At 73.3% G+C, this 24568-nt stretch carries 22 protein-coding genes, 1 rRNA gene and 1 riboswitch; of the genes, 18 read left to right on the top strand and 5 right to left on the bottom strand.

Annotation, left to right across the window (positions count from 1 at the left end; all coding sequences use genetic code 11):
• Window positions 1-87: 87 nt before the first annotated feature.
• The 11 genes from rrf (at window position 88) to C6N75_RS06945 (ending at window position 11040) form a co-directional block, all read left to right on the top strand.
• Window positions 88-204: ribosomal RNA gene (gene rrf / locus C6N75_RS06895) — 5S ribosomal RNA — on the top strand.
• Between the two features lie 151 nt (window positions 205-355).
• Entirely contained in the window at window positions 356-964 is a 609-nt protein-coding gene (locus C6N75_RS06900; protein WP_105867958.1) for a CDP-alcohol phosphatidyltransferase family protein, read from the top strand.
• A 121-nt stretch (window positions 965-1085) separates the two neighbouring features.
• The gene (locus C6N75_RS06905; protein ID WP_105867959.1) at window positions 1086-3581 is read left to right on the top strand and encodes a mannose-1-phosphate guanyltransferase; all 2496 of its coding nucleotides are present in this window, start codon (window positions 1086-1088) and stop codon (window positions 3579-3581) included.
• 100 nt (window positions 3582-3681) lie between these two features.
• On the top strand, window positions 3682-4605 hold the full coding sequence (locus C6N75_RS06910) for a DUF881 domain-containing protein (RefSeq protein WP_105867960.1): 924 nt from the start codon (window positions 3682-3684) through the stop codon (window positions 4603-4605).
• Window positions 4602-4934, top strand: coding sequence for a small basic family protein (locus C6N75_RS06915; protein ID WP_105867961.1), 333 nt, complete (start codon window positions 4602-4604; stop codon window positions 4932-4934). The genes C6N75_RS06910 and C6N75_RS06915 overlap by 4 nt, the downstream gene beginning before the upstream one ends.
• A gap of 275 nt (window positions 4935-5209) precedes the next feature.
• On the top strand, window positions 5210-6106 hold the full coding sequence (locus C6N75_RS06920; protein ID WP_407703203.1) for a DUF881 domain-containing protein: 897 nt from the start codon (window positions 5210-5212) through the stop codon (window positions 6104-6106).
• An 82-nt stretch (window positions 6107-6188) separates the two neighbouring features.
• Window positions 6189-7133, top strand: a complete 945-nt coding sequence (locus C6N75_RS06925) for an FHA domain-containing protein (protein ID WP_105867962.1) — start codon at window positions 6189-6191, stop codon at window positions 7131-7133.
• Between the two features lie 17 nt (window positions 7134-7150).
• The gene (gene ftsR, locus C6N75_RS06930; RefSeq protein WP_105868002.1) at window positions 7151-7945 is read left to right on the top strand and encodes a transcriptional regulator FtsR; all 795 of its coding nucleotides are present in this window, start codon (window positions 7151-7153) and stop codon (window positions 7943-7945) included.
• Window positions 7946-8054: 109 nt separating this feature from the next.
• Window positions 8055-8528, top strand: coding sequence for a bifunctional nuclease family protein (locus tag C6N75_RS06935; RefSeq protein WP_105867963.1), 474 nt, complete (start codon window positions 8055-8057; stop codon window positions 8526-8528).
• Between the two features lie 183 nt (window positions 8529-8711).
• On the top strand, window positions 8712-9389 hold the full coding sequence (locus C6N75_RS06940; RefSeq protein ID WP_181160378.1) for a MerR family transcriptional regulator: 678 nt from the start codon (window positions 8712-8714) through the stop codon (window positions 9387-9389).
• A 115-nt stretch (window positions 9390-9504) separates the two neighbouring features.
• Window positions 9505-11040, top strand: coding sequence for a DNA polymerase IV (locus C6N75_RS06945; protein ID WP_105867965.1), 1536 nt, complete (start codon window positions 9505-9507; stop codon window positions 11038-11040).
• A 77-nt stretch (window positions 11041-11117) separates the two neighbouring features.
• On the opposite strand, the gene C6N75_RS06950 is transcribed toward C6N75_RS06945, so the two are convergent.
• Window positions 11118-11486, bottom strand: coding sequence for a PRC-barrel domain-containing protein (locus C6N75_RS06950; protein WP_105867966.1), 369 nt, complete (start codon window positions 11484-11486; stop codon window positions 11118-11120).
• Window positions 11487-11600: 114 nt separating this feature from the next.
• A riboswitch (glycine riboswitch) is annotated at window positions 11601-11699 on the top strand.
• A gap of 177 nt (window positions 11700-11876) precedes the next feature.
• On the opposite strand from C6N75_RS06950, the gene gcvP reads away from it, so the two are divergent.
• Window positions 11877-14762: an aminomethyl-transferring glycine dehydrogenase gene (gene gcvP, locus C6N75_RS06955; RefSeq protein ID WP_105867967.1), complete on the top strand. Its 2886-nt coding sequence runs from the start codon at window positions 11877-11879 to the stop codon at window positions 14760-14762.
• Window positions 14763-14864: 102 nt separating this feature from the next.
• Here gcvP and C6N75_RS06960 read toward each other — a convergent pair whose 3' ends face one another.
• Together C6N75_RS06960 and C6N75_RS06965 are read right to left on the bottom strand one after the other, a co-directional pair.
• Window positions 14865-15071 (bottom strand): DUF5999 family protein, encoded by a 207-nt coding sequence (locus C6N75_RS06960; protein WP_305124919.1) that lies wholly within the window; start codon window positions 15069-15071, stop codon window positions 14865-14867.
• A 266-nt stretch (window positions 15072-15337) separates the two neighbouring features.
• Entirely contained in the window at window positions 15338-15961 is a 624-nt protein-coding gene (locus C6N75_RS06965; RefSeq protein WP_105867969.1) for a hypothetical protein, read from the bottom strand.
• Between the two features lie 552 nt (window positions 15962-16513).
• Here C6N75_RS06965 and C6N75_RS06970 point away from each other — a divergent pair.
• Together C6N75_RS06970 and C6N75_RS06975 are read left to right on the top strand one after the other, a co-directional pair.
• The gene (locus C6N75_RS06970; RefSeq protein WP_105867970.1) at window positions 16514-18019 is read left to right on the top strand and encodes a glutamate-cysteine ligase family protein; all 1506 of its coding nucleotides are present in this window, start codon (window positions 16514-16516) and stop codon (window positions 18017-18019) included.
• An 87-nt stretch (window positions 18020-18106) separates the two neighbouring features.
• Window positions 18107-18889 (top strand): CPBP family intramembrane glutamic endopeptidase, encoded by a 783-nt coding sequence (locus C6N75_RS06975; RefSeq protein ID WP_105868003.1) that lies wholly within the window; start codon window positions 18107-18109, stop codon window positions 18887-18889.
• Between the two features lie 10 nt (window positions 18890-18899).
• Here the strand turns inward: C6N75_RS06975 and C6N75_RS06980 are convergent, their stop codons facing one another.
• Window positions 18900-19733: a PhzF family phenazine biosynthesis protein gene (locus C6N75_RS06980; protein ID WP_105867971.1), complete on the bottom strand. Its 834-nt coding sequence runs from the start codon at window positions 19731-19733 to the stop codon at window positions 18900-18902.
• A 438-nt stretch (window positions 19734-20171) separates the two neighbouring features.
• Here C6N75_RS06980 and C6N75_RS06985 point away from each other — a divergent pair, with 438 nt between their 5' ends.
• The 4 genes from C6N75_RS06985 to C6N75_RS07000 all read left to right on the top strand — a co-directional run bounded on the left by C6N75_RS06985 (window position 20172) and on the right by C6N75_RS07000 (window position 23896).
• Entirely contained in the window at window positions 20172-20852 is a 681-nt protein-coding gene (locus C6N75_RS06985; RefSeq protein ID WP_105868004.1) for a PadR family transcriptional regulator, read from the top strand.
• 179 nt (window positions 20853-21031) lie between these two features.
• Window positions 21032-21571: a Clp protease N-terminal domain-containing protein gene (locus C6N75_RS06990; protein ID WP_105867972.1), complete on the top strand. Its 540-nt coding sequence runs from the start codon at window positions 21032-21034 to the stop codon at window positions 21569-21571.
• 22 nt (window positions 21572-21593) lie between these two features.
• On the top strand, window positions 21594-22700 hold the full coding sequence (locus C6N75_RS06995; protein ID WP_105867973.1) for an EamA family transporter: 1107 nt from the start codon (window positions 21594-21596) through the stop codon (window positions 22698-22700).
• Between the two features lie 200 nt (window positions 22701-22900).
• Window positions 22901-23896 carry a DMT family transporter gene (locus C6N75_RS07000; protein WP_258177271.1) on the top strand — a complete coding sequence of 332 codons (996 nt, stop codon included), beginning with the start codon at window positions 22901-22903 and terminating at the stop codon, window positions 23894-23896.
• Here C6N75_RS07000 and C6N75_RS07005 read toward each other — a convergent pair.
• Entirely contained in the window at window positions 23878-24561 is a 684-nt protein-coding gene (locus C6N75_RS07005; protein ID WP_105867974.1) for a pyridoxamine 5'-phosphate oxidase family protein, read from the bottom strand. The two genes, C6N75_RS07000 and C6N75_RS07005, sit on opposite strands and share 19 nt — an antisense overlap.
• Between the last annotated feature and the right edge of the window lie 7 nt (window positions 24562-24568).

Genomic DNA, 24568 nt, shown 5'->3' on the forward strand with positions numbered 1-24568 from the left:
CCTCAGTTGCTCGCGTCCACTGTGTTAGTTCTGAAGTAACGAACAGCCGTGAATTTTGCCCGGTTGGTTTGTTTAACTTCATAGTGTTTCGGTGGTCATAGCGTTAGGGAAACGCCCGGTTACATTCCGAACCCGGAAGCTAAGCCTTTCAGCGCCGATGGTACTGCAGGGGGGACCCTGTGGGAGAGTAGGACGCCGCCGAACAAATTGTGTGGGTGAGCCCCGTGCCAGGAATCTGGTACGGGGCTTACTTGCGTTCAGGGGCATTGAGGCGGCACCCTCCTTATTGGCCGGGGGTGTGCTGGCGGTAGGGTCGGGGGGCATCGTCGGCACGTTTCCCCCAGGAGGCCCCCGGGTGGAGGTTCAGGAGACTCGCGTCCAGACCGACCGAGTCCTCACCATCCCCAACATCCTCAGCATGGCCCGGCTCGTCGGCGTACCGCTGTTCCTCTGGCTCATTCTGCTGCCGGAGTTCGGCGGGCCGAAGGCGGACGGGTGGGCGCTGCTGGTGCTGCTGTTCAGCGGGGTCAGCGACTACCTCGACGGGAAGCTGGCCCGGCGGTGGAACCAGATCAGCAGCCTGGGGCGCATCCTCGACCCGGCCGCCGACCGGCTGTACATCCTGTCCACGCTGGTCGGACTGACCTGGCGGGAGATCCTGCCGCTCTGGCTCACCCTCGCGCTCCTGGCGCGCGAACTCATGCTGCTGGTGATGGTGGGCATCCTCCGCCGGCACGGCTATCCGCCGCCCCAGGTGAACTTCCTCGGCAAGGCGGCCACCTTCAACCTGATGTACGCCTTCCCGTTGCTGCTGCTCAGCGACGGCACCGGATGGCTCGCGTCGCTCGCTGAAGTTTTCGGGTGGGCGTTCGCCGGATGGGGTACAACTCTCTATTGGTGGGCAGGAATCTTGTATGTGGTCCAGGTCCGCCGACTTGTCACGGCGGATGCAACGGCCGACTGAGTCTGTCTGAGCACGGCGTCGTGCGCCCATGCGCACACGTCTGTCAGCCGTGAGCGGGGGTGTGGTCCCGGACGGACGCGGTCGGCTTGACCGTCGTTTCTGCTAGGAGGACGCTTCCGACATGAAGGCCGTCGTTATGGCCGGCGGCGAGGGCACTCGCCTTCGCCCCATGACCTCAAGCATGCCCAAGCCGCTCCTGCCGGTGGCCAACCGGCCGATCATGGAGCACGTGCTGCGGCTGCTCAAGCGGCACGGTCTCAACGAGACCGTGGTCACGGTGCAGTTCCTCGCCTCCCTCGTCAAGAACTACTTCGGCGACGGCGAGGAACTCGGCATGGAACTCACCTACGCCAACGAGGAGAAGCCGCTCGGCACCGCGGGAAGTGTCAAGAACGCCGAGGAGGCGCTGAAGGACGACGCTTTCCTGGTGATTTCCGGCGATGCGCTGACCGACTTCGACCTCACCGAGCTCATCCGTTTCCACAAGGAAAAGGGTGCGATGGTCACGGTCTGCCTGACGCGGGTGCCGAACCCGCTGGAGTTCGGCATCACCATCGTCGACGAAGAGGGCAAGGTCGAGCGGTTCCTGGAGAAGCCCACCTGGGGGCAGGTCTTCTCCGACACGGTGAACACCGGCATCTACGTGATGGAGCCCGAGGTCTTCGACTACGTCGAGGCCGACGTGTCGGTGGACTGGTCCGGCGACGTGTTCCCGCAGCTCATGAAGGAAGGCAAGCCGATCTACGGCTATGTCGCCGAGGGCTACTGGGAGGACGTCGGCACCCACGAGAGCTACGTCAAGGCGCAGGCCGACGTGCTGGAGGGGAAGGTCGACGTCGAGCTGGACGGGTTCGAGATCTCCCCGGGCGTGTGGGTGGCCGAAGGTGCGGAGGTGCACCCGGACGCTGTGCTGCGCGGGCCGCTCTACATCGGCGACTACGCCAAGGTGGAGGCCGGCGCGGAGCTGCGCGAGCACACCGTGGTCGGCTCCAACGTGGTGGTCAAGACCGGGGCGTTCCTGCACCGGGCGGTGGTGCACGACAACGTGTACATCGGCCAGCACAGCAATCTGCGCGGCTGTGTCATCGGCAAGAACACCGACATCATGCGGGCCGCCCGGATCGAGGACGGCGCGGTCATCGGCGACGAGTGCCTGATCGGCGAAGAATCGATTGTCCAGGGCAACGTCCGGGTCTACCCGTTCAAGACGGTCGAGGCCGGCGCGTTCGTCAACACCTCGGTCATCTGGGAGTCCCGCGGCCAGGCGCACCTGTTCGGCGCGCGCGGCGTCTCCGGCATCCTGAACGTGGAGATCACCCCGGAGCTGGCGGTGCGGCTGGCGGGCGCGTACGCCACCACGCTGAAGAAGGGCGCGACCGTCACCACGGCCCGTGACCACTCGCGTGGTGCGCGGGCGCTGAAGCGGGCGGTGATCTCGGCGCTTCAGGCCAGCGCCATCGACGTACGCGACCTGGAGAACGTGCCGCTGCCGGTGGCCCGCGAGCAGACGGCGCGCGGCAGTGCCGGCGGCATCATGATCCGTACGACTCCGGGCGTGCCGGACTCCGTCGACATCATGTTCTTCGACGAGCGCGGCGCGGACCTGTCGCAGGCCGGGCAGCGCAAGCTGGACCGGGTCTTCGCCCGACAGGAGTACCGGCGGGCGTTCCCCGGCGAGATCGGCGACCTGTCGTTCCCGTCCAGCGTCTACGACTCCTACACCGGGTCGCTGCTGCGGTCGGTGGACACCTCGGGGGTCGCCGAGGCGGGGCTGAAGATCGTGGTGGACGCCTCGAACGGCAGCGCGGGGCTCGTGCTGCCCAGCCTCCTCGGGCGGCTGGGCGTCGATTCGCTGACCATCAACCCGGGTCTGGACGAGTCGCGGCCCACCGAGTCCGCCGAGTCCCGGCGGGCCGGGCTGGTGCGGCTCGGCGAGATCGTGGCGTCGGCGCGGGCCGCGTTCGGCGTCCGGTTCGACACCGTCGGCGAGCGTCTCTCGCTGGTGGACGAGCGGGGCCGGATCATCGAGGACGACCGGGCGCTGCTGGTGCTGCTCGACCTGGTCGCCGCCGAGCGGCGCAGCGGGCGGGTGGCGCTGCCGGTGACCACGACCAGGATCGCCGAGCAGGTGGCCGCCTACCACGGCACCCAGGTGGACTGGACGACGACGTCGCCGGACGACCTGACCCGGGTGGGCCGCGAGGACTCCACGATCTTCGGCGGCGACGGCCGCGGCGGCTTCATCGTGCCGGAGTTCAGCAGCGTCTTCGACGGCACGGCCGCGTTCGTGCGGCTGATCGGGCTGGTGGCCCGTACCCAGCTCACGCTGAGCCAGATCGACGCGCGCATCCCGCGGGCCCATGTGCTCAAGCGGGATCTGGCCACCCCGTGGGCGGTCAAGGGCCTGGTGATGCGCCGGGTCGTGGAGGAGGCCGGCGACCGGCACGTGGACACCACGGACGGTGTGCGCGTGGTGGAGGCCGACGGCCGCTGGGTGATGGTGCTGCCGGACCCGGCGGAGGCGGTCACCCACCTGTGGGCCGAGGGGCCGGACGACGGTTCGGCGCAGGCCCTGCTGGACGAGTGGGCCGCCGTGGTGGAGAGCGCGGGCCGCTGACGCGTTCACCGGTGTGCCGCACCCGGCGCCGTACGACACGGGTGCGGCACACCGGTACTCCATTCGGCGGAACCCGACGCGACGTGCGACGATGTGCGGCATGTCGCAGCAGCCACCTGATCGGAGCATCGGCGCGCCGCCGCGGCCCGACGCGTCCATGTCGCTGCTGAACAACGTCATGGACCACGCGCTGGACGACGGGTACGCGGAGGCCGCGGCCCGGCGGGCGGCCGAGGACCGGGGTCTGCCGCGCACCCTGCGGGCCAAGCTGGGGCTCGCGGCCGGGCTGGTGCTGGCCGCGCTCGTCGTCACGCTCGGTGCCGCACAGGCGCGTACGGCGGCCCCGGTGGTGGCCAAGGAGCGCGAGGAGCTGATCGACCGCATCCAGTCGGAGACCTCGGCGGCCGACGAGCTGGAGAAGCGGGTGGAGGGCCTGCGGGCCGAGGTGGGGGAGCGGCAGCGCCAGGCCCTACAGGAGCACGGCGGTGACCAGGGGGACCTGGTCGGACTGCTGTCGGGGGCCACCGCGGTCAAGGGGCCGGGGCTGAAACTCGTCATCGACGACGCCGAGGCCAGCGACAAGGGCGGCGGCGGGCCGCGCGAGAGCGCCTCCTTCACGGACACCGGCCGGGTGCGCGACCGGGACATGCAGCGGGTGGTCAACGGCCTGTGGCAGGCGGGCGCGGAGGCGGTCGCCATCAACGGGCAGCGGCTGACCGCCCTGTCGGCGATCCGGGCCGCGGGCGACGCCATACTGGTCGACAACCGGCCGCTGGCGCCCCCGTACACCGTGCTGGCGGTGGGGGACGCCAAGCGGCTCCACACCTCCTTCCAGGACAGCGCCGACGGGGCGTACCTGGAGGTGCTGCGCGAGAACTACGGTGTCCGCAGCACCGTTTCGGAGCAGGACGAGGTCGGTCTGCCGGCCGCGCCGAGCCTCATCGTCCGCACCGCGCAGCCGAGGATCGCCGGCGACGGCGACGGCGGGGACGGGACCGACACAGCAGGGAAGGGCACATCGTGATCGCCGTACTGGGCCTCGTCGTGGGAGTCGTGGTCGGACTGTTCATCCGGCCCGAAGTGCCGGCGGCGGTCGAGCCCTATCTGCCCATCGCCGTCGTCGCGGCGCTGGACGCGGTCTTCGGCGGTCTGCGGGCGATGCTCGACGGGATCTTCGTGGACAAGGTCTTCGTGGTCTCGTTCCTCTCCAACGTCGTCGTCGCCGCGCTGATCGTCTTCCTCGGCGACGAGCTGGGCGTGGGCGCGCAGCTCTCCACCGGTGTGGTGGTCGTGCTCGGCATCCGCATCTTCTCCAACGCCGCCGCGATCCGGCGGCACGTGTTCCGGGCGTGAGGCCGATGAGCAACGACGACCAGAGGCCCGAGACCGGCCCCGAGGCGGGCGTGGAGGGCGTTCCGGCGGCCGGTGAGCGGCCCGCCGCGACCCCGCCGCCCCCGGGGCGGCCCGAGGTGGCGGCGCAGCCGGCGGGGGACGCGGGGCAGCCGCCGCCGGAGGCCCCGGTCGAGCAGACGCTGGCCTTCCTGCCGCCGGTCGCCGCCCAGCAGCCGCCGTCGCGGCCGGTTCCGCCGGTCCGCTCGGCGCACGAGCCGCTGCCGCCGCAGCAGCCGGTGGGCGGTACGGCGGGACCGGCGTACGGGGAGGCGCGGACGTCGCCCGTCCCGGAGCGGACCCCCGAGGCGACGCCGACGCCGACACCGGCTCCGGCCGTGCCGCCCGCCGAGTCGGCCGCGTCCAGCGAGTCGACCGCGCCCGCCGAGCCGTCGGCGGGAAGCGGCGGGGACGAGGTGACCGGTCGGCAGCGGCTCTTCGCGGGGCTGTGGCCGCCGCGGGTGACGCGGGCCCAACTCGTCGTCGCGCTGCTGCTGTTCGGGCTCGGTCTCGGGCTGGCCATCCAGGTCCGCTCGACCGGTGACGACCAGGCGCTGCGCGGCGCGCGGCAGGAGGACCTGGTCCGCATCCTGGACGAGCTGGACGACCGCACCCAGCGGCTGGAGGACGAGAAGTCCCGGCTGGAGGACCAGCGCACGGAGCTGGAGAACAGCTCCGACCAGGCCGAGGAGGCCCGTAGGCAGACGGTGGAGAAGGAGCGGCAGCTCGGCATCCTGGCCGGTACGGTGGCCGCGCAGGGTCCGGGGATCACGCTCACCGTCCAGGACGGCGGCGGCGCGGTCGACGCGGACATGCTGCTGGACGCCATCCAGGAGCTGCGCGCGGCCGGCGCCGAGGCCATCCAGGTCAACGGGGTGCGTACGGTGGCCAACAGCTACTTCAGCGGCGACGCCGGCGAGATCGAGGTCGACGGGCACGAGATCAAGGCCCCGTACGTCTTCAAGGTGATCGGGAAGCCGGAGGATCTGGAGCCGGCCCTGAACATTCCGGGCGGTGTCGTGCAGACGCTGGAGAAGGAGCAGGCCACCGCGGTGGTGACCAGGTCGGAGAAGATCGTCGTGGATGCCTTGCGACCGGTGCAGCGGCCTGACTACGCTCGGTCGTCACCGCAGTGAGCCACAGGTGTACGGCGGCCGTCCGGCAGGGGCGCCGGGTTGCGGGGGGTCGGCGCACCGAGATCGCGGTGCGTGAGGGAAACTGTCCGGAGGATACGGACGTTGTGAGAATGTCCGGGTCGGCAGGTGTGTTCGTCCGAAGGTCGTCCTGCCCCACGGGCGGGTCTGTTTCGTTCAAGGGGAATCGCCCGTGAAGTTGTTTGCGAAGTTGTTCGGCAAGAGCGCACGCGAGGACGGCGGCAACGCCCGGCACCGCGCACCGCGCCATGGCCAGAGTGAGGAGCAGGGCGGCGAGCGCCCCCTGTTCCGTGACGAGGTCGCCCATCCCGGTGGTGACGTTCCCGGTGCCCAGGGCGCGTCTGTTGACCCTGCCGCGGCCGGGCCCATAGGTTTCGGGGATTCACCGACCTCGGGTGCGGGCGGCGGGTACACCCCCGACCCGTACGCCACCAGCCCGCACCACGCGGGCCAGCTTCGGCAGGAGGGTTCGTCCATGCCGGTGTGTTCGAGGTGTGGTCACCGCAACCCCGAGGCGAGCCGGTTCTGCTCCAACTGCGGCGCTCCGCTGCGCGCCGGAGCGGTGCCCGAGCGCGCCTCCGAGACCACGTCGACGATCTCGATCTCGGGCCTGGAGGCGTACGACTCCGAGGCCACCGGCCAGACGGCGCTGCCGTCGCTCTCCCCGGAGGCCCAGGCCGCCGTGGAGGCGCTGCCGCTCGGCTCGGCGCTGCTGGTGGTGCGCCGGGGCCCCAACTCGGGCAGCCGGTTCCTGCTGGACGGCGACCTGACGACGGCCGGCCGGCACCCGCAGAGCGACATCTTCCTCGACGACGTGACCGTCTCGCGGCGGCACGTGGAGTTCCGCCGCGGGCCGGACGGCAGCTTCACGGTCTCCGACGTCGGCAGCCTCAACGGCACCTACGTCAACCGCGAGCCGATCGACTCGGTGCTGCTCAACAACGGCGACGAGGTGCAGATCGGCAAGTACCGCCTGGTCTTCTTCGCGAGCCAGCAGCGGGGCGTGTGACCCGGCCGGGCACCCCCGTGCCGCGCGGCGCCGGCGACGGCGCCGCGCGCGGGGAGCAGCGCCTGGTGAGCATCGGCACGGTGCTCACCAGGCTGCGCCAGGAGTTCCCCGAGGTGACCATCTCCAAGATCCGCTTCCTGGAGGCGGAGGGGCTGGTCGAGCCGCGGCGGACGGCTTCCGGTTACCGGAAGTTCTCGCCGGCGGACGTGGAGCGGCTGGTGCGCATCCTGCGCATGCAGCGCGACCACTACCTTCCGCTGAAGGTCATCCGCGAGCACCTGGACGCCGTCGAGCGAGGCGAGGCCGAGGCCGCGGCCCCGGCCGGCCCCGGTCGGCAGCGCCGGCCGGCGGACGACATCCCCTGGACGGACGGCCCCCGGCCCGACGGCTCTCGCCCGGACGCGCCGGGGGATCCGGCGGCGGACCCGGCCGAGCCCGCGCCTCCGGTGCGGATCGGGCGGGCCGAGCTGCTGGCGGCCGCCGGGGTGGACGAGGGCCTGCTCGTCGAGTGGGAGTCCTACGGCCTGCTCCAGCCCGGTCCGGACGGCGGCTATCCGGCGGACGCGGTGACGGTGGCCAAGCTGGTCGCCGAGCTGGGCCGGTTCGGCCTGGAAGCGCGCCATCTACGGGCCGCGAAGGCGGCGGCCGAACGCGAGGCGGGCCTCATCGAGCAGGTCGTGGCACCGCTGCGGCGCCACCGCAACCCGCAGACCAGGGCGCACGCGGAGGCGACCGTCCAGGAGCTGGCCGAGCTGTCCGTACGGCTGCACGCGGCGCTGGTCCGCACCGCTCTGGGCGCGCGCCCGAGGTAGCGGGCACGGCCCTGCGCACGGCCGTTTTCGGACGCCGGGCGACGGTGTGCGGCCGATCTTGGGAGGGCCCGACTATCCAAATCGGTCCGGCACGTCCTAGGGTTGCCATGTGAACGAGCTCGATGTCGTCGGTGTCCGGGTGGAAATGCCGTCCAACCAGCCGATCGTGCTCCTGCGTGAAGTGGGAGGCGACCGGTACCTCCCGATCTGGATCGGGGCGGGAGAGGCGACGGCGATCGCCTTCGCCCAGCAGGGCATGGCCCCTGCCAGGCCGCTCACCCATGATCTGTTCAAGGACGTGCTGGAGGCGGTGGGCCAGGAGCTCACCGAGGTGCGCATCACCGACCTGCGCGAGGGCGTCTTCTACGCCGAGCTGGTCTTCGCCAGCGGGGTGGAGGTGAGCGCGCGGCCGTCCGACGCCATAGCGCTGGCCCTGCGGACCGGGACGCCGATCTTCGGCAGCGACGGGGTGCTCGACGACGCGGGCATCGCCATCCCGGACGAGCAGGAGGACGAGGTGGAGAAGTTCCGCGAGTTCCTCGACCAGATCTCGCCCGAGGACTTCGGTTCCAGCAGCCAGTAGCGCCGGGCCGGGCCGCCTCCGGCCTGCCTGCCCTCTGACGAAACGCCGATCCTTACCCGGTTAGAGGACACGCCAAACCACTCTCAGGGTGATTATCACTCGGCGTGGCGAGTGTGGCGATCGTTGACGCACCCCCGGTGACTGCCTACCTTCGACAGGGCAGGTCAAGGACGGAGGGTCGGCGTGGTGATCAGCGGCGACGGTGCGACGGGGAGCGCCCCCGGACGAGGTCCGGTGGAGCAGGGGCCGTACCCGCTTCACGGCAGAACGACCGGCCTGGGGCCGAGCGGCGCGGCGCGCGCCTCCCGCGGCGGTGCGTACGCCGCACCCGACGCCGTGCACGACGAGCGGGCCGAGACGGCCGCGGACGCCGTCGGCTACCGCGGGCCCACCGCCTGCGCCGCCGCCGGCATCACCTACCGGCAGCTCGACTACTGGGCCCGCACCGGGCTGGTGGAGCCCAGCGTGCGGGCCGCCGGCGGATCGGCCGGCCAGCGCCTGTACAGCTTCCGCGACGTGGTCCTGCTGAAGATCGTCAAGCGGTTCCTGGACACCGGCGTCGCCTTGCAGAACATCCGCACCACGGTGCGGCACCTGCGGACCCGGGGCGGGCGGGACCTGGAGCGCATGACCCTGATGAGCGACGGGGCCACCGTCTACGAGTGCTCCTCGCCCGGCGAGGTGGTGGAGCTGCTCCAGGGCGGTCAGGGCGTCTTCGGGATCGCGGTCGGCGTGGTCTGGAGCGATGTCGAGACGGCGCTGTCGCAGTTGCACGGCGAGCGGGTGGACACCGGCGAGACCCTGGTCGGCCACCACCCGGGCGACGAGCTGGCGCGCCGCCGGCGCGACCGGGCGGTCTGAGCCGGGTCGGGCCGCGGGCCCCGGACCCGCTGGTCCAGGCGGGCGGGAAGCGGCGCCCACGACGTCGTACAGGCATGCGGGGCGGTTGTCAGTGGGGTGCGGCAGGATCGGAACCGTGAGAGCCGCGCCGACCATCCTCCATCTGGACATGGACGCCTTCTACGCCTCGGTGGAGCAGGCGGCCAAGCCCAGCCTGCGTGGCAAGCCGGTGGTGGTCGGCGGGCTGGGTCCGCGCGGCGTGGTGGCGACGGCGTCCTACGAGGCCAGACGGTTCGGAGTGCACTCGGCCATGCCGACCGGGCAGGCGCGCAGACTCGCGCCGAACGCCGCGTACCTGGTGCCCAGGTTCACCGTCTACCGGTCGGTCAGCGACCAGGTGATGGCGCTGCTGCGGGAGCTGTCGCCGCTGGTGGAGCCGCTCAGTCTGGACGAGGCGTTCGTCGACCTGGAGGCCGCCGGCACGGCGTTCGACGCGCCGGGCGCGCTGCGCACGGGGGAGAGGCTGCGGGCGGACATCCGCGCGGTCACCGGGCTGACCGGGTCGGTGGGGCTGGCCGGCTCCAAGATGCTCGCCAAGATCGCCTCCGAGGAGGCCAAGCCGGACGGACTGCTGCTGATCGAGCCGGGCACCGAGCGGGAGCTGCTGGGGCCCAAGCCGGTGCGCATCCTGCCCGGGGTGGGTCCGGCGACCGGCGAGCACCTGCGGCGGGCCGGGATCACCACGGTGGCCGAGCTGGCCGAGGCGGGCGAGGACGAGCTGGTCCGGCTGGTGGGCCGGGCGCACGGGACCGGGATGTACCGGATGGCCCTGGGGCACGACGACCGCCCCGTGGTGGCCGAGCGGGACGCCAAGTCGGTGTCGGTGGAGGACACCTTCGACGTCGACCTGCACGACCGGGTGCGGGTGCGGGCGGAGGTCGAGAAGCTGGCCGAGCGCTGTGTGCGGCGGCTGCGGGGCGCCGGCCGGTCGGGGCGCACGGTGGTGCTGAAGGTCCGCCGCTACGACTTCTCGACGCTGACCCGCTCCGAGACGCTGCGCGGCCCCACCGACGACCCCGCCGTGGTCCGGGAGGCGGCGGCCCGGCTGCTGGAGCTGGTCGACACCACCGGCGGGGTGCGGCTGCTCGGGGTGGGCGTGACGGGGCTGGCCGACTACACCCAGGAGGACCTGTTCGCCCAGGCGGCGGAGGCACGCGAGGCGGCCGCGCTCGCCGGAGCCGCCGGAGTCGCGGCGGATGCCGCCCCGGGGGCGCCCGCCGCCGGATCGGACACCGCCGGGAGCCCGTCGGGCGCCCCGGACCCGGACGCCGACCCGCCGGCGGGCGCGGAGCCCGTACGGCCGCCGGAAGCCCCTGGCGGGAGCCCCCGCCAGGGGGCGGCGCCCGAGGCGGAGGCGGACGCACGGGAGCCCTCCGCGGAGGCGTCGCCGGACGGCGGGGCACGGAAGTGGCTGGCGGGGCAGGACGTGCACCACGCGGAATACGGGGCCGGGTGGGTGCAGGGGAGCGGGATCGGGCGGGTGACCGTGCGGTTCGAGTCGCCCGGCTCCGTGCCCGGACGGGTGCGCACCTTCGCCGCCGGCGACCCGCTGCTCAGCCCGTCCGAGCCGCTGCCGCTGGTGCCGCGGGACGAGACCGACCGCCCGGCGTGAGCGCGGCGGGTCCAGCCGGCCCGCCGCGGCGCCGGGGCGGGCCGGGCGCGCCGTGCCGGTCTCGCCGGTCGGCGCGGTCAGTCCTCGTGGCCGGCCAGCCGGCCGAAGTCGCGGTCGGCGGGGGGCGGCGCGGGCGGCAGGGCGATGCCGTAGTGGTGGTAGAGCTGGACCTCCTGCTGCGGCGAGAGGTGGCGGCCCACGCCGAAGTCGGGGGCGTCCCGGATCAGGGCGCGCTCGTAGGGCACCCGCAGCTCCTCGCCTACCAGTTCGCTGGGCTCCAGGGGGACGAAGGCGTCCCGGCTGAACAGCCCCGTGCGCACGGCCGCCCACTCGGGGACGCCGGTCGCGTCGTCCAGGTACACCTCGTCGATCGTGCCGATCTTGTCCCCGTTGCGGTCGAACGCCTTGCGGCCGATCAGGCTGCGCGGATCGATGTCGGTCTGCACGGTCCCTCCAACAGGTCGCGCCCGCGGTACGGACACTACGAAAGGGCATGACGGTGACGTCGGCCACTCGAGGGATGCGCCCGGGACCCCGCTGGTAGGCTGGCTGATGGCCGCTGAACCCGCGCGGGAGAGTCCTCCGAGCAGCACCGTCGGAGGCGCCGAAGGAGCAAATCCTCCCCGGAATCTCTCAGGCACCCGTACCGCGTGGACGAGGTCACTCTGGAAAGCAGGGCAGGCGTCGGACGGCACCCGCCCTCACCGACGGTGAAAGCCGGTCCGCCCCCGGGCGGCCCGGTGAAGCTCTCAGGTTGAGATGACAGAGGGGGAGGCCGTCCGGGCACCCGCGCCACGGTGCCCCTCGCAGGTCGTGAGACCAGGAGGCCCCCGCAGATGACCGCCAACCGTATGCCGCTCGCCGACCTCGAGCAGGGCATCCCCTTCGAACAGCGGCACATCGGGCCCGACGCCGAGGCGCGGGCCAAGATGCTCGCGCACGTGGGCTACGGGTCGCTCGACGAACTGACCGACGCCGCCGTGCCGGACGTCATCAAGAGCGCCGAGGCGCTGGGCCTGCCGGCCGCGCGCACCGAGGCCGAGGTGCTGGCCGAGCTGCGCTCGCTGGCCGACCGCAACCAGGTCCTCGCCCCGATGATCGGCCTCGGCTACCACGGCACCTTCACCCCGCCGGTCATCCTGCGCAACGTCATGGAGAACCCGGCCTGGTACACCGCGTACACGCCCTACCAGCCGGAGATCTCGCAGGGCCGGCTGGAGGCGCTGCTGAACTTCCAGACCATGGTCGCCGACCTGACCGGGCTGCCCACCTCCGGCGCCTCCCTGCTGGACGAGGGCACCGCCGCCGCCGAGGCGATGGCGCTCTCCCGCCGGGTCGGCAAGGTCAAGCAGGGCGTCTTCCTGATCGACGCGGACGCCCTGCCGCAGACCATCGCCGTCATCGAGACCCGCGCCGAGCCCACCGGGGTGGAGGTCGTCGTCGCCGACCTGGCCGACGGCATCCCCGAGGAGATCGCCGAGCGCGGGGTGTTCGGCGTGCTGCTCCAGTACCCGGGCGCCTCCGGGGCCGTACGGGACCTCAAGCCGGTCATCGACCGGGCCCACGAGCTGGGCGCGATCGTCACCGTCGCCGCCGACCTGCTCGCGCTGACCCTGCTCACCTCGCCGGGCGAGCTGGGCGCCGACATCGCGGTCGGCACCACCCAGCGCTTCGGCGTGCCCATGGGCTTCGGCGGCCCGCACGCCGGCTACATGGCCGTCCAGGCCAAGCACGCCCGCAGCCTGCCCGGCCGGCTGGTCGGCGTCTCCGTGGACGCCGACGGCAACAAGGCCTACCGCCTCGCCTTGCAGACCCGCGAGCAGCACATCCGCCGCGAGAAGGCCACCAGCAACATCTGCACCGCGCAGGTGCTGCTGGCCGTCATGGCCGGCATGTACGCGGTCTACCACGGCCCGGACGGCCTGCGGACCATCGCCCGGCGCACCCACCGCTACGCCGCGATCCTCGCCGAGGGCCTGCGCGCCGGCGGCGTCGAGGTCGTGCACGGGCGGTTCTTCGACACGGTGACGGCCAAGGCGCCGGGCCGTGCCGCGGACGTCGTGGCCGCCGCCCGCACCGGCGGCGTCAACCTGCGCCAGGTGGACGCCGACCACGTCTCGGCCGCCTGCGACGAGACCACCGGCCGCGACCAGGTCGCCGCCGTGTGGGAGGCCTTCGGGGTCTCCGGCGACATCGAGGCACTCGACGCCGCCACCGAGGACGCGCTGCCCGCCGAGGGGCTGCGCGGCGACGCGTACCTCACCCACCCGGTCTTCCACGCGCACCGCTCCGAGACCGCGATGCTGCGCTACCTGCGCCGGCTCGCCGACCGCGACTACGCGCTGGACCGGGGCATGATCCCGCTCGGCTCCTGCACCATGAAGCTCAACGCCACCACCGAGATGGAGCCGGTGACCTGGACCGAGTTCGGCCAGATGCACCCCTTCGCCCCGGCCGGGCAGGCCCAGGGCTATCTGACGCTCATCCGCGAGCTGGAGGAGCGGCTGGCCGAGGTCACCGGCTACGACAAGGTCTCCATCCAGCCCAATGCCGGCTCCCAGGGCGAGCTGGCCGGGCTGCTCGCGGTCCGCGCGTACCACCGGGCCAACGGCGACACCACCCGTACCGTCTGCCTGATCCCGTCCTCCGCGCACGGCACCAACGCCGCCAGCGCGGTGATGGCCGGCATGAAGGTGGTCGTGGTGAAGACCGCCGACGACGGCGAGATCGACGTCGAGGACCTGCGGGCCAAGATCGAGCAGTACCGCGACGAGCTGTCGGTGCTGATGATCACCTACCCGTCCACGCACGGCGTGTTCGAGGAGCACGTCGCCGACATCTGCGCCCAGGTACACGACGCCGGCGGCCAGGTGTACGTGGACGGCGCCAACCTCAACGCGCTGGTCGGCCTCGCCAAGCCCGGCCGCTTCGGCGGCGACGTCTCCCACCTCAACCTGCACAAGACCTTCTGCATCCCGCACGGCGGCGGCGGCCCCGGCGTGGGCCCGGTCGGCGTGCGCGCACACCTCGCCCCGTACCTGCCCAACCACCCGCTCCAGCCCGCCGCGGGGCCGGAGACCGGCGTCGGACCGATCTCGGCCGCCCCCTGGGGCTCGGCCGGCATCCTGCCGATCTCCTGGGCGTACGTCCGGCTGATGGGCGGCGAGGGGCTCAAGCGCGCCACCCAGGTCGCCGTGCTGGCCGCCAACTACATGGCCAAGCGCCTGGAGCCGCACTACCCGGTGCTCTACACCGGCCCCAACGGGCTGGTCGCGCACGAGTGCATCGTGGACCTGCGCCCGCTGTCCAAGGCGACCGGCGTCAGCGTCGACGACATCGCCAAGCGGCTGATCGACTACGGCTTCCACGCCCCGACCATGTCCTTCCCGGTGGCCGGCACCCTGATGATCGAGCCGACCGAGAGCGAGGACCTGGCCGAGCTGGACCGGTTCTGCGAGGCGATGATCGCCATCCGCGCGGAGATCGAGAAGGTCGCCTCGGGCGAGTGGCCGGCCGAGGACAACCCGCTGCGGGGCGCCCCGCACACCGCGGCCGCGCTGGGCGGCGACTGGGACCACGCCTACACCCGCGAGGAGGCCGTCTTCCCGCCCGGGGTGTCGGCCGCGGACAAGTACTGGCCGCCGGTGCGCCGGATCGACGGCGCCTTCGGCGACCGCAACCTGGTCTGCTCCTGCCCCCCGCTGGACGAGTACGACGGCTGAGCGGACACCAGGCGTGAACGCGCCGGGGCCGTGAACGCGCCGAGGGCCGGTACGGAAGTCTCCGTACCGGCCCTCGGCCGTGTCCTGGTCCGCCGGCGCCGCTCAGGCCGCCGTCATCACCTGCGCCGGGCCCAGCGGCCGGCGCGGGGCGATGACCTGCCCGTCCGGCAGCAGCTCGCCGGTGTCCTCGAAGAGCAGGACGCCGTTGCACAGCAGGCTCCAGCCCTGTTCCGGGTGGTGCGCCACCAGTCGGGCCGCCTCCCTGTCGGCGGAGTCGGCGGTGGGACAGGCTGGCTGGTGCTGGCACATGGATGGGTTCTTTCGCTGCGGTGTCGTGTGTGTCCTGCGGCTCGACGCGGAGTCCATCGCCGCCCCCCGTTTTCCCTCGGTTCCTGTGGGACAGGTCCGATCCCAGTGTTGCCCCACGGACGGCGATCCGCAGGGATTTCGCAGCACAGCTCCTACACGCTCCATGACGTGTCACCCGCGCGGATGGTTCAACCCCACTGGACCATCACTTCGGATGGTTCGGACTGACACCGACTGACTAGTCCGAACGGGTGGGGCGGTCGGGCTCAGGCGGTGGACTCCAGCAGCGGGGGCGGCGCGAGGCGCAGCGTCATCACCGGCAGCAGGTCCGCGACCCGGTAGGGCAGGTGCGGGGCGATCCCGGGCGGCGCCGGCGCCAGCGGCACCAGCAGGTCCGTCGGCGCCGGCACGCCCCCGGCCGGATCGGCCTCGGCGTTGCCGTGCAGCCACAGCGTCAGCATGTACAGCTCCGGCACGGACAGCAGCCGGGGCTGGTAGCGGGTCGCCATGCTCTCCGCCTGGCGCAGCGCCCGCTCGGTCGAGGCCAGATAGGGGCCCTCGAAGAACTGCGAGACGCTCCAGCCGCCGTCCGGCGTGGGCAGGGTGTCCGCGGCGGCCACCGGGCGGTCGCCGCTGCGGATGTGGAACCGCCAGCCGGCCAGCCGGGTGCGCGGCACCCCGGCGCGAGTCGGCCGCACACTGCCGGAACCGGCCGCGGACGGGGCGTCACGTACGTCCAGCACATGGACGGGCAGAGGCAGTTCGGGGCTCAGCGGTCCCTGGACGGACCGCAGGGCGGGGGTGTGGACGCCGCGGGCGGCGGGGGAGCCGAGCGCGGCGAGGACGGAGCGCAGGGCGGGCGCGGGAGCGGGGGATACCTGAAGCGGCATGTGGGTCGCCTCTCGGTCACAGGACACGGGCGTGCGGGAGACAGGTGCGAAGGGGTGGAGACAGGGTGCTGCGAGTGCTGCGAAAAGGGGACGCGGACGACGTTGTCGGCTGCGGGGTCGGAGGTGGGCGCCGGGCTCGTGGCCGGACGCGCGACTCTCTGCCTCGTTCCGCGGAGTTTATACGACGGGTGTTCACTGATTGTTTCGGCTAGCCGTCGGCGCGGTTACCGGCAAGGGCGCATCCGGACTTTGTTTCGCGGCGTTCCTGTGCATTCACCGCGGGGGGCGCGACGCTCATCTGCGCCGTCGCCCGGAACGCGGTCGGCTGGATCGCGACGCCCGATTCCGGGGCGGCGCGCGCCGTTTCGGCGGGCCGTCGAGGCGGTTACTGCCCGCGGCCTCATGCCTCCGGAATGTGCCGCGTGAAGGACCTATCCAGACTACCCGGCGCGGCCCGCCGGTGCGGGCGTTATGGATCAGCCCGTGTGGGCAGTATGGTCCGTGACGCAAGCGGCCGGTGCCGCGTACCCACCCATGAGGAAGGACGCTTCGATGGGGGAGAAGGTCGTGGCGGACGGGTTCGACCTGTCCGACCGGCAGAGGTACCGCGCGAAGCTCCAGCAGTGCCTGACGGGCCTCGGGCGGCTCCTCGCCGAGAAGCGCTTCGACAAGCCGCGCAATCTCATGGGACTGGAGATCGAGCTGAATCTGGCGGGCGCCGACGGGATGCCGCGCATGATGAATGGCGAGGTGCTGGAGCGAATCGCGAGCCGCGATTTCCAGACCGAGCTGGGAATGTTCAACCTCGAAGTGAACATCCAGCCCCACCGGCTCGGCGGGCGGGTGCTGGAACAGCTCGCCGAGGAGCTGCGCACCGGGCTGGCATATGCGCACCGCAAAGCCCGCGAGGTGGACGCCGGAATCGTGATGATCGGCATTCTGCCGACCCTCGCGGAGAAGGACCTGGTGTCGGCGAACCTCTCCGACGTCGACCGCTACGTCCTGCTCAACGACCAGATCACCGCCGCACGGGGCGAGAGCTTCACCCTGGACATCGACGGCGTGGAGCGGTTGACCAGCACGGCCAACTCGATCGTGCCCGAGGCCGCCTGCACCTCCGTGCAACTGCACTTGCAGGTGACGCCGGACCGGTTCGCCGACGTGTGGAACGCCGCCCAGGCGCTGGCCGCGGTGCAGATCGCCGTCGGCGCCAACTCGCCGTTCCTCTTCGGCCGGGAGCTGTGGCGCGAGTCCCGCCCGCCGCTGTTCACCCAGGCCACCGACACCCGCCCGCCGGAGCTCCAGGCGCAGGGCGTGCGGCCGCGGACCTGGTTCGGCGAGGGCTGGATCTCCTCGCCGTACGAGCTGTTCGAGGAGAACGTCCGCTACTTCCCGGCGCTGCTGCCGATCTGCGACGACGAGGACCCGCTGAGCGTGCTGGACGCCGGCGGCGTGCCCACCTTGCAGGAGCTGGTGCTGCACAACGGCACCGTCTACCGCTGGAACCGGCCGGTGTACGAGGTCGTCGAGGGCGTGCCGCACCTGCGGGTGGAGAACCGGGTGCTGCCGGCCGGGCCGACCGTGGAGGACGTGGTCGCCAACGCCGCGTTCTACTACGGGCTGATCCGGGCGCTGGCCGACGACGCCCGGCCGGTGTGGCGGCGGCTCCCCTTCGAGGACGCCGCCCGCAACTTCGACACCGCCTGCCGGCACGGCATCGACGCCGAGCTGCGCTGGCCCCGCCCGGGCCGGGGCGGCGGGGTGACCACCGTGCCCGCGGTGAAGCTCGTCCGCGACGAACTGCTGCCGCTGGCCGCCGCCGGACTGGACGCCTGGGGCATCGAGAAGGCCGATCGGGACCGCTACCTCGGCATCATCGAGCAGCGCTGCCGGCGCGGGGTCAACGGCGCCTCCTGGCAGGTGGACACCTTCCACCACGCCCTGGAGGAGGGCCTCGAGCGGGACGCGGCGCTGGCCGCCACCACCCGCCAGTACTGCCGGCTGATGCGGCAGGGCGAGCCGGTGCACACCTGGCCGACCGGCATCGGCGACGACTGACCCCCGCGCGCGGGACCGGCCCCGCGTCGGGCAAGCTGTCGGCTACGGCAGGCAGCGGCATCCGACCGGAGGCAGGTGTACGGGCACGTGGCAGCAACCCTTCCCGTGGAGGGCGTCTCACGGCGGACCCTGCGGTCCGAGACCTGGATCGTGCTGGCGCTCTCGCTGGGGGCGAGCGGCGTCTCCGCGCTCATCAGCTTCGTCGGCTCGCTCACCCGGCCCGAAGGGCTGAAGGACCAGGCCGCCACCCTCAACGGCTCCTACGCGCCCGGGCGGCCCTGGCTGGACCTGGCCTGGCAGTTGTTCGGCATCGCCTCCGCGCTGGTGCCGGTGCTGCTGGTCGCCCATCTGCTCACCCGGGAGGGCGCGCCGGGGCTGCGCGCCATCGGCTTCGACCTGCGCCGCCCCTGGTCCGACCTGGGCCGGGGCACGCTGGTGGCGGCCGGCATCGGCAGCGCCGGTCTCGCCTTCTACCTGGTGGTGCGGGCGGCCGGGGCCAATCTGACGGTGGTGCCCGAGTCGCTGCCCGAGGTGTGGTGGAAGTACCCGGTGCTGGTGCTGTCGGCGATCCAGAACTCCGTGGTGGAGGAGGTCATCGTCGTCGGCTATCTGCTGCGCCGACTGGACGGCCTGGGCTGGACGCCGTACGCCGCGCTGGCCGCCAGCGCGCTGCTGCGCGGGTCCTACCACCTCTACCAGGGCGTCGGCGGCTTCGTCGGCAACATGGTGATGGGCGTGGTCTTCGTCTGGCTCTACCGCAGGTGGGGGCGAGTGGGACCGCTGGTGGCGGCCCACGCGCTGCTCGACATCGTGGCGTTCGTCGGCTACGGACTGCTGGCCGGGCGGGTGGACTGGCTGCCCACCGCCTGACCCTCGCGCCCTAGGCGGGCGGGGTGAGCAGCTCGCCGTCGATGACGGTGACGGCCCGTCCGGTGAGGGTGGTGCGCTCGCCGCGCAGCGCGGTGCGGACCAGGCCGGTGCGGGCGCCGCCCTGGAAGCCGGTCAGCTCGGCGCGGCCGAGACGGGCCGACCAGAACGGGGCCAGCGCGGTGTGCGCGCTGCCGGTCACCGGGTCCTCGTCGATGCCCAGGCCCGGGAAGAAGCAGCGGGAGACGAAGTCGTAGCCCCGGCCGGGCTCCTCGGCGGCGGCCGTGGTGATGATGCCCCGTTCGGACAGCGCGGCCAGCCGGGGGTGGTCGGGGGCGAGTCCGCGGACGGTCCGCTCGTCGGCCAGCTCCACCAGCAGGTCTCCGATGTGGGCGGCGGTGTCGTGCACCGACACCACCTCGGCCCCGAGCGCCTCGGCGAGGCCCGCCGGAGCCGGCGCCGGCGTCAGCGACGAGGTCGGGAAGTCCATCGCCAGGGCGCCGTCGCCGGCCGCTGTCGCCGACAGCACCCCGCTGCGGGTGGCGAAGCGGACCGTGCCGGCGGTGCGCCCGGCGGTGTGCAGCACGTGCGCGGTGGCCAAGGTGGCGTGCCCGCACATGTCCACCTCGGCGACCGGGGTGAACCAGCGCAGCGCCCAGTCGGCGTCGCCGCCGGGCGGCAGCGGGTGGGCGAACGCCGTCTCGGAGAGGTTGACCTCGGCGGCGACCCGTTGGAGCCAGCGGTCGTCCGGGAACGACCGGTGCGGGCCGTCGTCCAGGAGCAGGACCCCGGCCGGGTTGCCGGCGAACGGGCGGTCGGTGAAGGCGTCGACGATTCGGATGCGCATGGCGCGACGCTAGTCCCTGCCGGCAGGTCGCGGACGGGTGCCCGGGCCCGTACGTACCCGCGCGTCCGCCGGCCCTCTCCGGAGACGTTCTCGCGGGGGTGCCGCGCGGCTGACGGCGGACTTTCCATGATCATGACGCCGATACCGCCCGGCCACCCGCCACCCGGGCGTGGGCGTGGCCGGATGGACGCCCGCCGGGCGCAGGACGTGTTCGTCGTGGGTCTGGCCCGGTCCCGCTCCCACCCGCGCCGCCAGCGCACACCTCGCCGCGCCGGGGAGCCGCCCCGCGCCAGTTGCTCCGCACCCGGGGCCGCCGGCACGGCGTCCGTCCGGAGTCGGCCGAAAGGTTGCTCGGCGAGTGTTTCCGATATATCGTTGAAGCATCGCGAGCGATTGACGAGCTTGCGGATGAAGGCGATGTGGAAGGAAGTGACGCAGATGCGTTTCCAGGGATTCCCGGGATCGGGACACGAGCACGGCCACGAGCGTGGGCACGAGCACGGCGACCGGCACGGCCGGGGTCGCGGACACCGCGGGCCCGGACCGCGAGGCTGGGGCGAGGGCGGCGAATTCGAGCGGCTGCGCGCCGCGTTCGGGCCGTTCGGTCCCGGCTTCGGCGGCGGCCCCTTCGGCGGCGGACCGCCCTTCGGCGGGCGCGGCCGGGGCGGCGGACGGGGGCGGGCCCGCCGCGGTGACGTGCGCGCCTCGATCCTGGCGCTGCTCAAGGACCGCCCGATGCACGGCTACGAGATGATCCGCGAGATCTCCGAGCGCAGCGGCGGGGCCTGGCGGCCCAGTCCCGGCTCGGTCTACCCGACCCTCCAGCTCCTGGAGGACGAGGGCCTGATCGGCAGTGAGAGCGAGGGCGGCAAGAAGCTGTTCACGCTCACCGAGGCCGGGCGCGCGGAGGCCGAGGCGGGGCCGGACGCCCCGTGGGAGGAGGCCGGCAAGGGTGTCGACTGGGATGCGGTGAACGAGGTCAGGCAGGCCGGGTTCGGGCTGCTGGAAGCGTTCGGCCAGGTCTGGAAGACCGGCAGCGCCGAGCAGCGCGAGAAGGCCCTCGCCGTCATCAACGACGCCCGCAAGAGGATGTACCTGATCCTGGCGGACGAGGACTGACGACCGACCGGCGGAAGCCCGCGGCCCACGGGTCGCGGGCTTCCGCCATGCCCCGGACCCGGAGGCGCGTCTCATTCCTGAGGAGGAGGGCGCACGGCGGCGGCCCGCCCTGCGTGGGACGGCGGATTACGCCCGGGTGAGGACGACTTCCGGCCCGGGGCCGTGATGGGGTCGGCAGGGTGCACACCTCCACGCCCCGCCCCTCCGCGCTCCGCACCCCCGCCGACCGGCCGGCGGCCGTCGAGGAGCCCGCCGCGGTGGTCGCCGGCGCCCGCCGCCGGGCGCACCGGGACGGCGAGCGCCGGATCGACACCGCGCACCTGCTGCACTCGCTGCTGGAGTCCGACCCCGCCGCCCGGGCGTGTTTCGCCGACGCGGCCGAACTGGCCCGGGTGCTCGGCTACCTCGTCCAGCGCAGCATCGGCTACGGGCTGCGCTGGCAGGGCGTGCCCGAACGCTCCGGCCGCCTGACCGCGGCCGGACAGCCGGACGTGCCCGGCTGGTCGCCGGCGGCCGTCGCCGCCATGGAGGCCGCGCGGACCGCGGCCGCGCGGCGCGGCGACGACCGGCCGCACGGGACCGACGTGCTCGCCGCGCTCGCCGCCGACCGGGAGTGCCGGGCCGCCGAGGTGCTGCGGCGGGCCCGGGTGGACGCCGCCCAGCTCAGCGCCCGGATCGCCCCGCCGTCTCAACAGGCGTCACGCGTTTCACGGTGCTGACGAGCGCTGCCATGATGACCCGATGCACGCGTCCCCACACAGAAGAACCGGCCTCGGGCTCGCCCTGCTGTCGGCCGTCGCCTTCGGCGGCTCCGGCGTAGCGGCCAAGCCGCTCATCGAGGCCGGGCTCGACCCCCTGCACGTGGTCTGGCTGCGGGTGACCGGCGCGGCGCTGGTCATGCTGCCGCTGGCCTGGCGTCACCGCGGCCTGCTGCGCCGCGAGCCGGGCCTGCTCGCCGGCTTCGGCCTGCTCGCCGTGGCCGGCGTCCAGGCCTGCTACTTCGCCTCCATCTCCCGTATCCCGGTGGGCGTCGCGCTGCTGCTGGAGTACCTCGCTCCGGTGCTGGTCCTCGGCTGGGTCCGCTTTGTGCAGCGGCGGTCGGTCACCCGGGCCGCGGTGCTCGGCGCGGTGCTGGCGGTCGGCGGACTGGCGTGCGTGGTGGAGGTGTGGTCCGGGCTGCGGTTCGACCCGCTGGGCGTGGCGCTCGCGCTGGGCGCGGCCTGCTGCCAGGTCGGCTACTTCGTGCTGAGCGGGCGCGGCGGCGACGAGGACGAGCCGGTCGACCCGCTGGGCGTCATCGCGTACGGGCTGCTGATCGGCGCGCTGGTGCTCACCGCCGTCGCCCGGCCGTGGGAGATGGACGCGGGGGTGCTGGCCGGCACCGCGGACCTGGGCGGTACGGGGGTGGCGGCCTGGCTGCTGGTCGGCTGGGTGGTGCTGGTGGCGACCGTGCTCGCGTACGTCACCGGGATCGTCTCGGTGCGCCGGCTCTCCACGCAGGTGGCAGGCGTGGTCGCCTGCCTGGAGGCCGTCGTGGCCACCGTCCTGGCGTGGGTGCTGCTGCGCGAGCACCTGACCGCGCCGCAGGTGGCGGGCGGGGTGGTGGTCCTGGTGGGTGCGTTCATCGCCCAGACCGGGACGCCCGCGGGACCGTCGGCGCAGGTCGCCGGCTCCGGATCGGCGGCGGACGCGGCGTCGGCGACCGGGACGGCAGTCGATGCGGCGACGGCGACCGGGGCGTCGGCGACCGGGACGGTGGGGGAGCGTGCGCCGGCCGGCGCGGTGCGGGGGCGGCCGCGGGCCGCGGCGGTGGACAAGGCGGGGGCCTCCCGGCCGGACGCGGGGTAGGGTCCCGATCATGCACGCAACCGTACTGCCGCCTCCCGCCGCCTAGGCGCGGACGGCCGGCCCCGCGCATCGGTGCGGGGCCCTCCTGACGGACGGACACCGGGCTCGCGAGCGGACGCTGACGCCGCGAGCGGTTCGTCGCTGCCCGCGTACGCGCAGACCAGCGGCCAGCCGATCCCGCTCTCCCGTGGAGAAGTCACGTGTCGTCCACCCTCCGTTCCCACTCCGTCCCGTCCGCCGTCGTGCCGGTGCGGCGGAGCCTGATCTTCCTCGCCGTCGCCGGTCTCGCCTGGGGCACCGCCGGCGCCGCGGCCTCGCTGGTCTTCGCGGTCGGCGGCCTCGGGCCGATGGCCCTGTCCTTCTGGCGCTGCGCCGGCGGCCTGGTGCTGCTGCTCGCCGCGCTCGGCCTGCGCGGACGCCGGCCCGCGTCGGCGGCCGAGCCGCGTCGGCGCCGTATCCTCCGGATCGCCGCCACCGGCGCCGGCCTCACCGTCTTCCAGAGCGCCTACTTCGCGGCCGTGCAGTCGACCGGACTCGCCGTCGGCACCGTGGTCACCCTGGGCGCGGGCCCGGTGCTCATCGCTCTCGGCGCGCGGCTGCTGCTGGGGGAGCGGCTCGGCGCGGGCGGCACGGTCGCGATCGGTGGCGCGCTGGCCGGGCTGGGCGTGCTGGTGCTCGGCGGGGACGCCGGGACGGTACGGCCCGCTGGAATCGCCCTGGCGCTGCTGTCGGCGGCCGCGTACGCCGTGATGACCCTGCTGACCCGGTGGCTCGGGCGGGACGGCGGCGGCGACGCGCTGAGCACCACCACCGCCGCCTTCGCGGTCGGAGCGGCCGGGCTGCTGCCGTTCGCGACGGCCGAGGGACTGGTGCCGCGGGGCACGCACACCGCGGTGGTGCTGGGACTGCTCCTCTACATCGCGGCCGTGCCCACCGCACTCGCCTACGCCTTGTACTTCGCGGGCGCCGCACGGGTCCGCTCGGCCACCGTCTCGGTGGTCATGCTCCTGGAGCCGGTGAGCGCGGCGGTGCTGGCCGTCACCGTGCTGGACGAGGAGCTGACCGCCGCGACCGTGGCCGGGACCGCCCTGCTGCTGACCGCGGTGACCGCGCCGGCGGTCGCGGAGGCGCGGGGCGTCCCCGCCCGAGTGCCGATGCCGGGCCCGTCCGCGCCGGGTCAGGCCCCGGTCAGGTAGTCGGGCACGGCCACCGCCGGGTCCAGGTCTTCGGAGGGGATCGGCGTGCCGTACCCGGTCGTCACCGGCAGGACGCCCGCCCAGTACGGCAGCGCCAGGTCCTCGGGCTCGTCGTGGGGACCGCCGGTGCGGAGCTTCGCGGACACCTCGGCCAGGTCGAGCCGGAGCACGGCCGTCGCCGCCAGCTCCTTGGCGTCGGCCGGGCGGGAGTCGGCGGCGCGGCCCGGCACCACGTGGTCCACCAGCGCGTCCAGCGCCTCCCGCTTCTCCTGCGGGTCGGTGACCTGGTGGGCGGTGCCGTGCACCACGACTGAGCGGTAGTTGATCGAGTGGTGGAACGCCGACCTGGCCAGCACCAGCCCGTCGACATGGGTGACGGTCAGGCAGACCGGCAGCCCCGGGTCGCCCTGGCCGGCCGCGCGCAGGGGCCGCGAGCCGGTCGACCCGTGCACGTAGAGCCGCTCGCCGACCCGTCCGTAGAGGGTGGGCAGCACCACGGGCGCCCCGTCGCGGACGAAGCCGAGGTGGCAGACGTACGCCTGGTCGAGCAGCCCGTGCACCAGCTCCCGGTCGTAGGAGGCGCGCTCGCGGGCCCGGGTCGGCACCGTGCGGTCGGTGGCCGGGTAGGGAGCGGGGGAGGTCGCCTCGGCGGCGGCGTGTGACATGATGCGG

The sequence above is a fragment of the Streptomyces solincola genome, assembly GCF_002982015.1.
Classification (GTDB): Bacteria; Actinomycetota; Actinomycetes; order Streptomycetales; family Streptomycetaceae; genus Streptomyces; species Streptomyces solincola.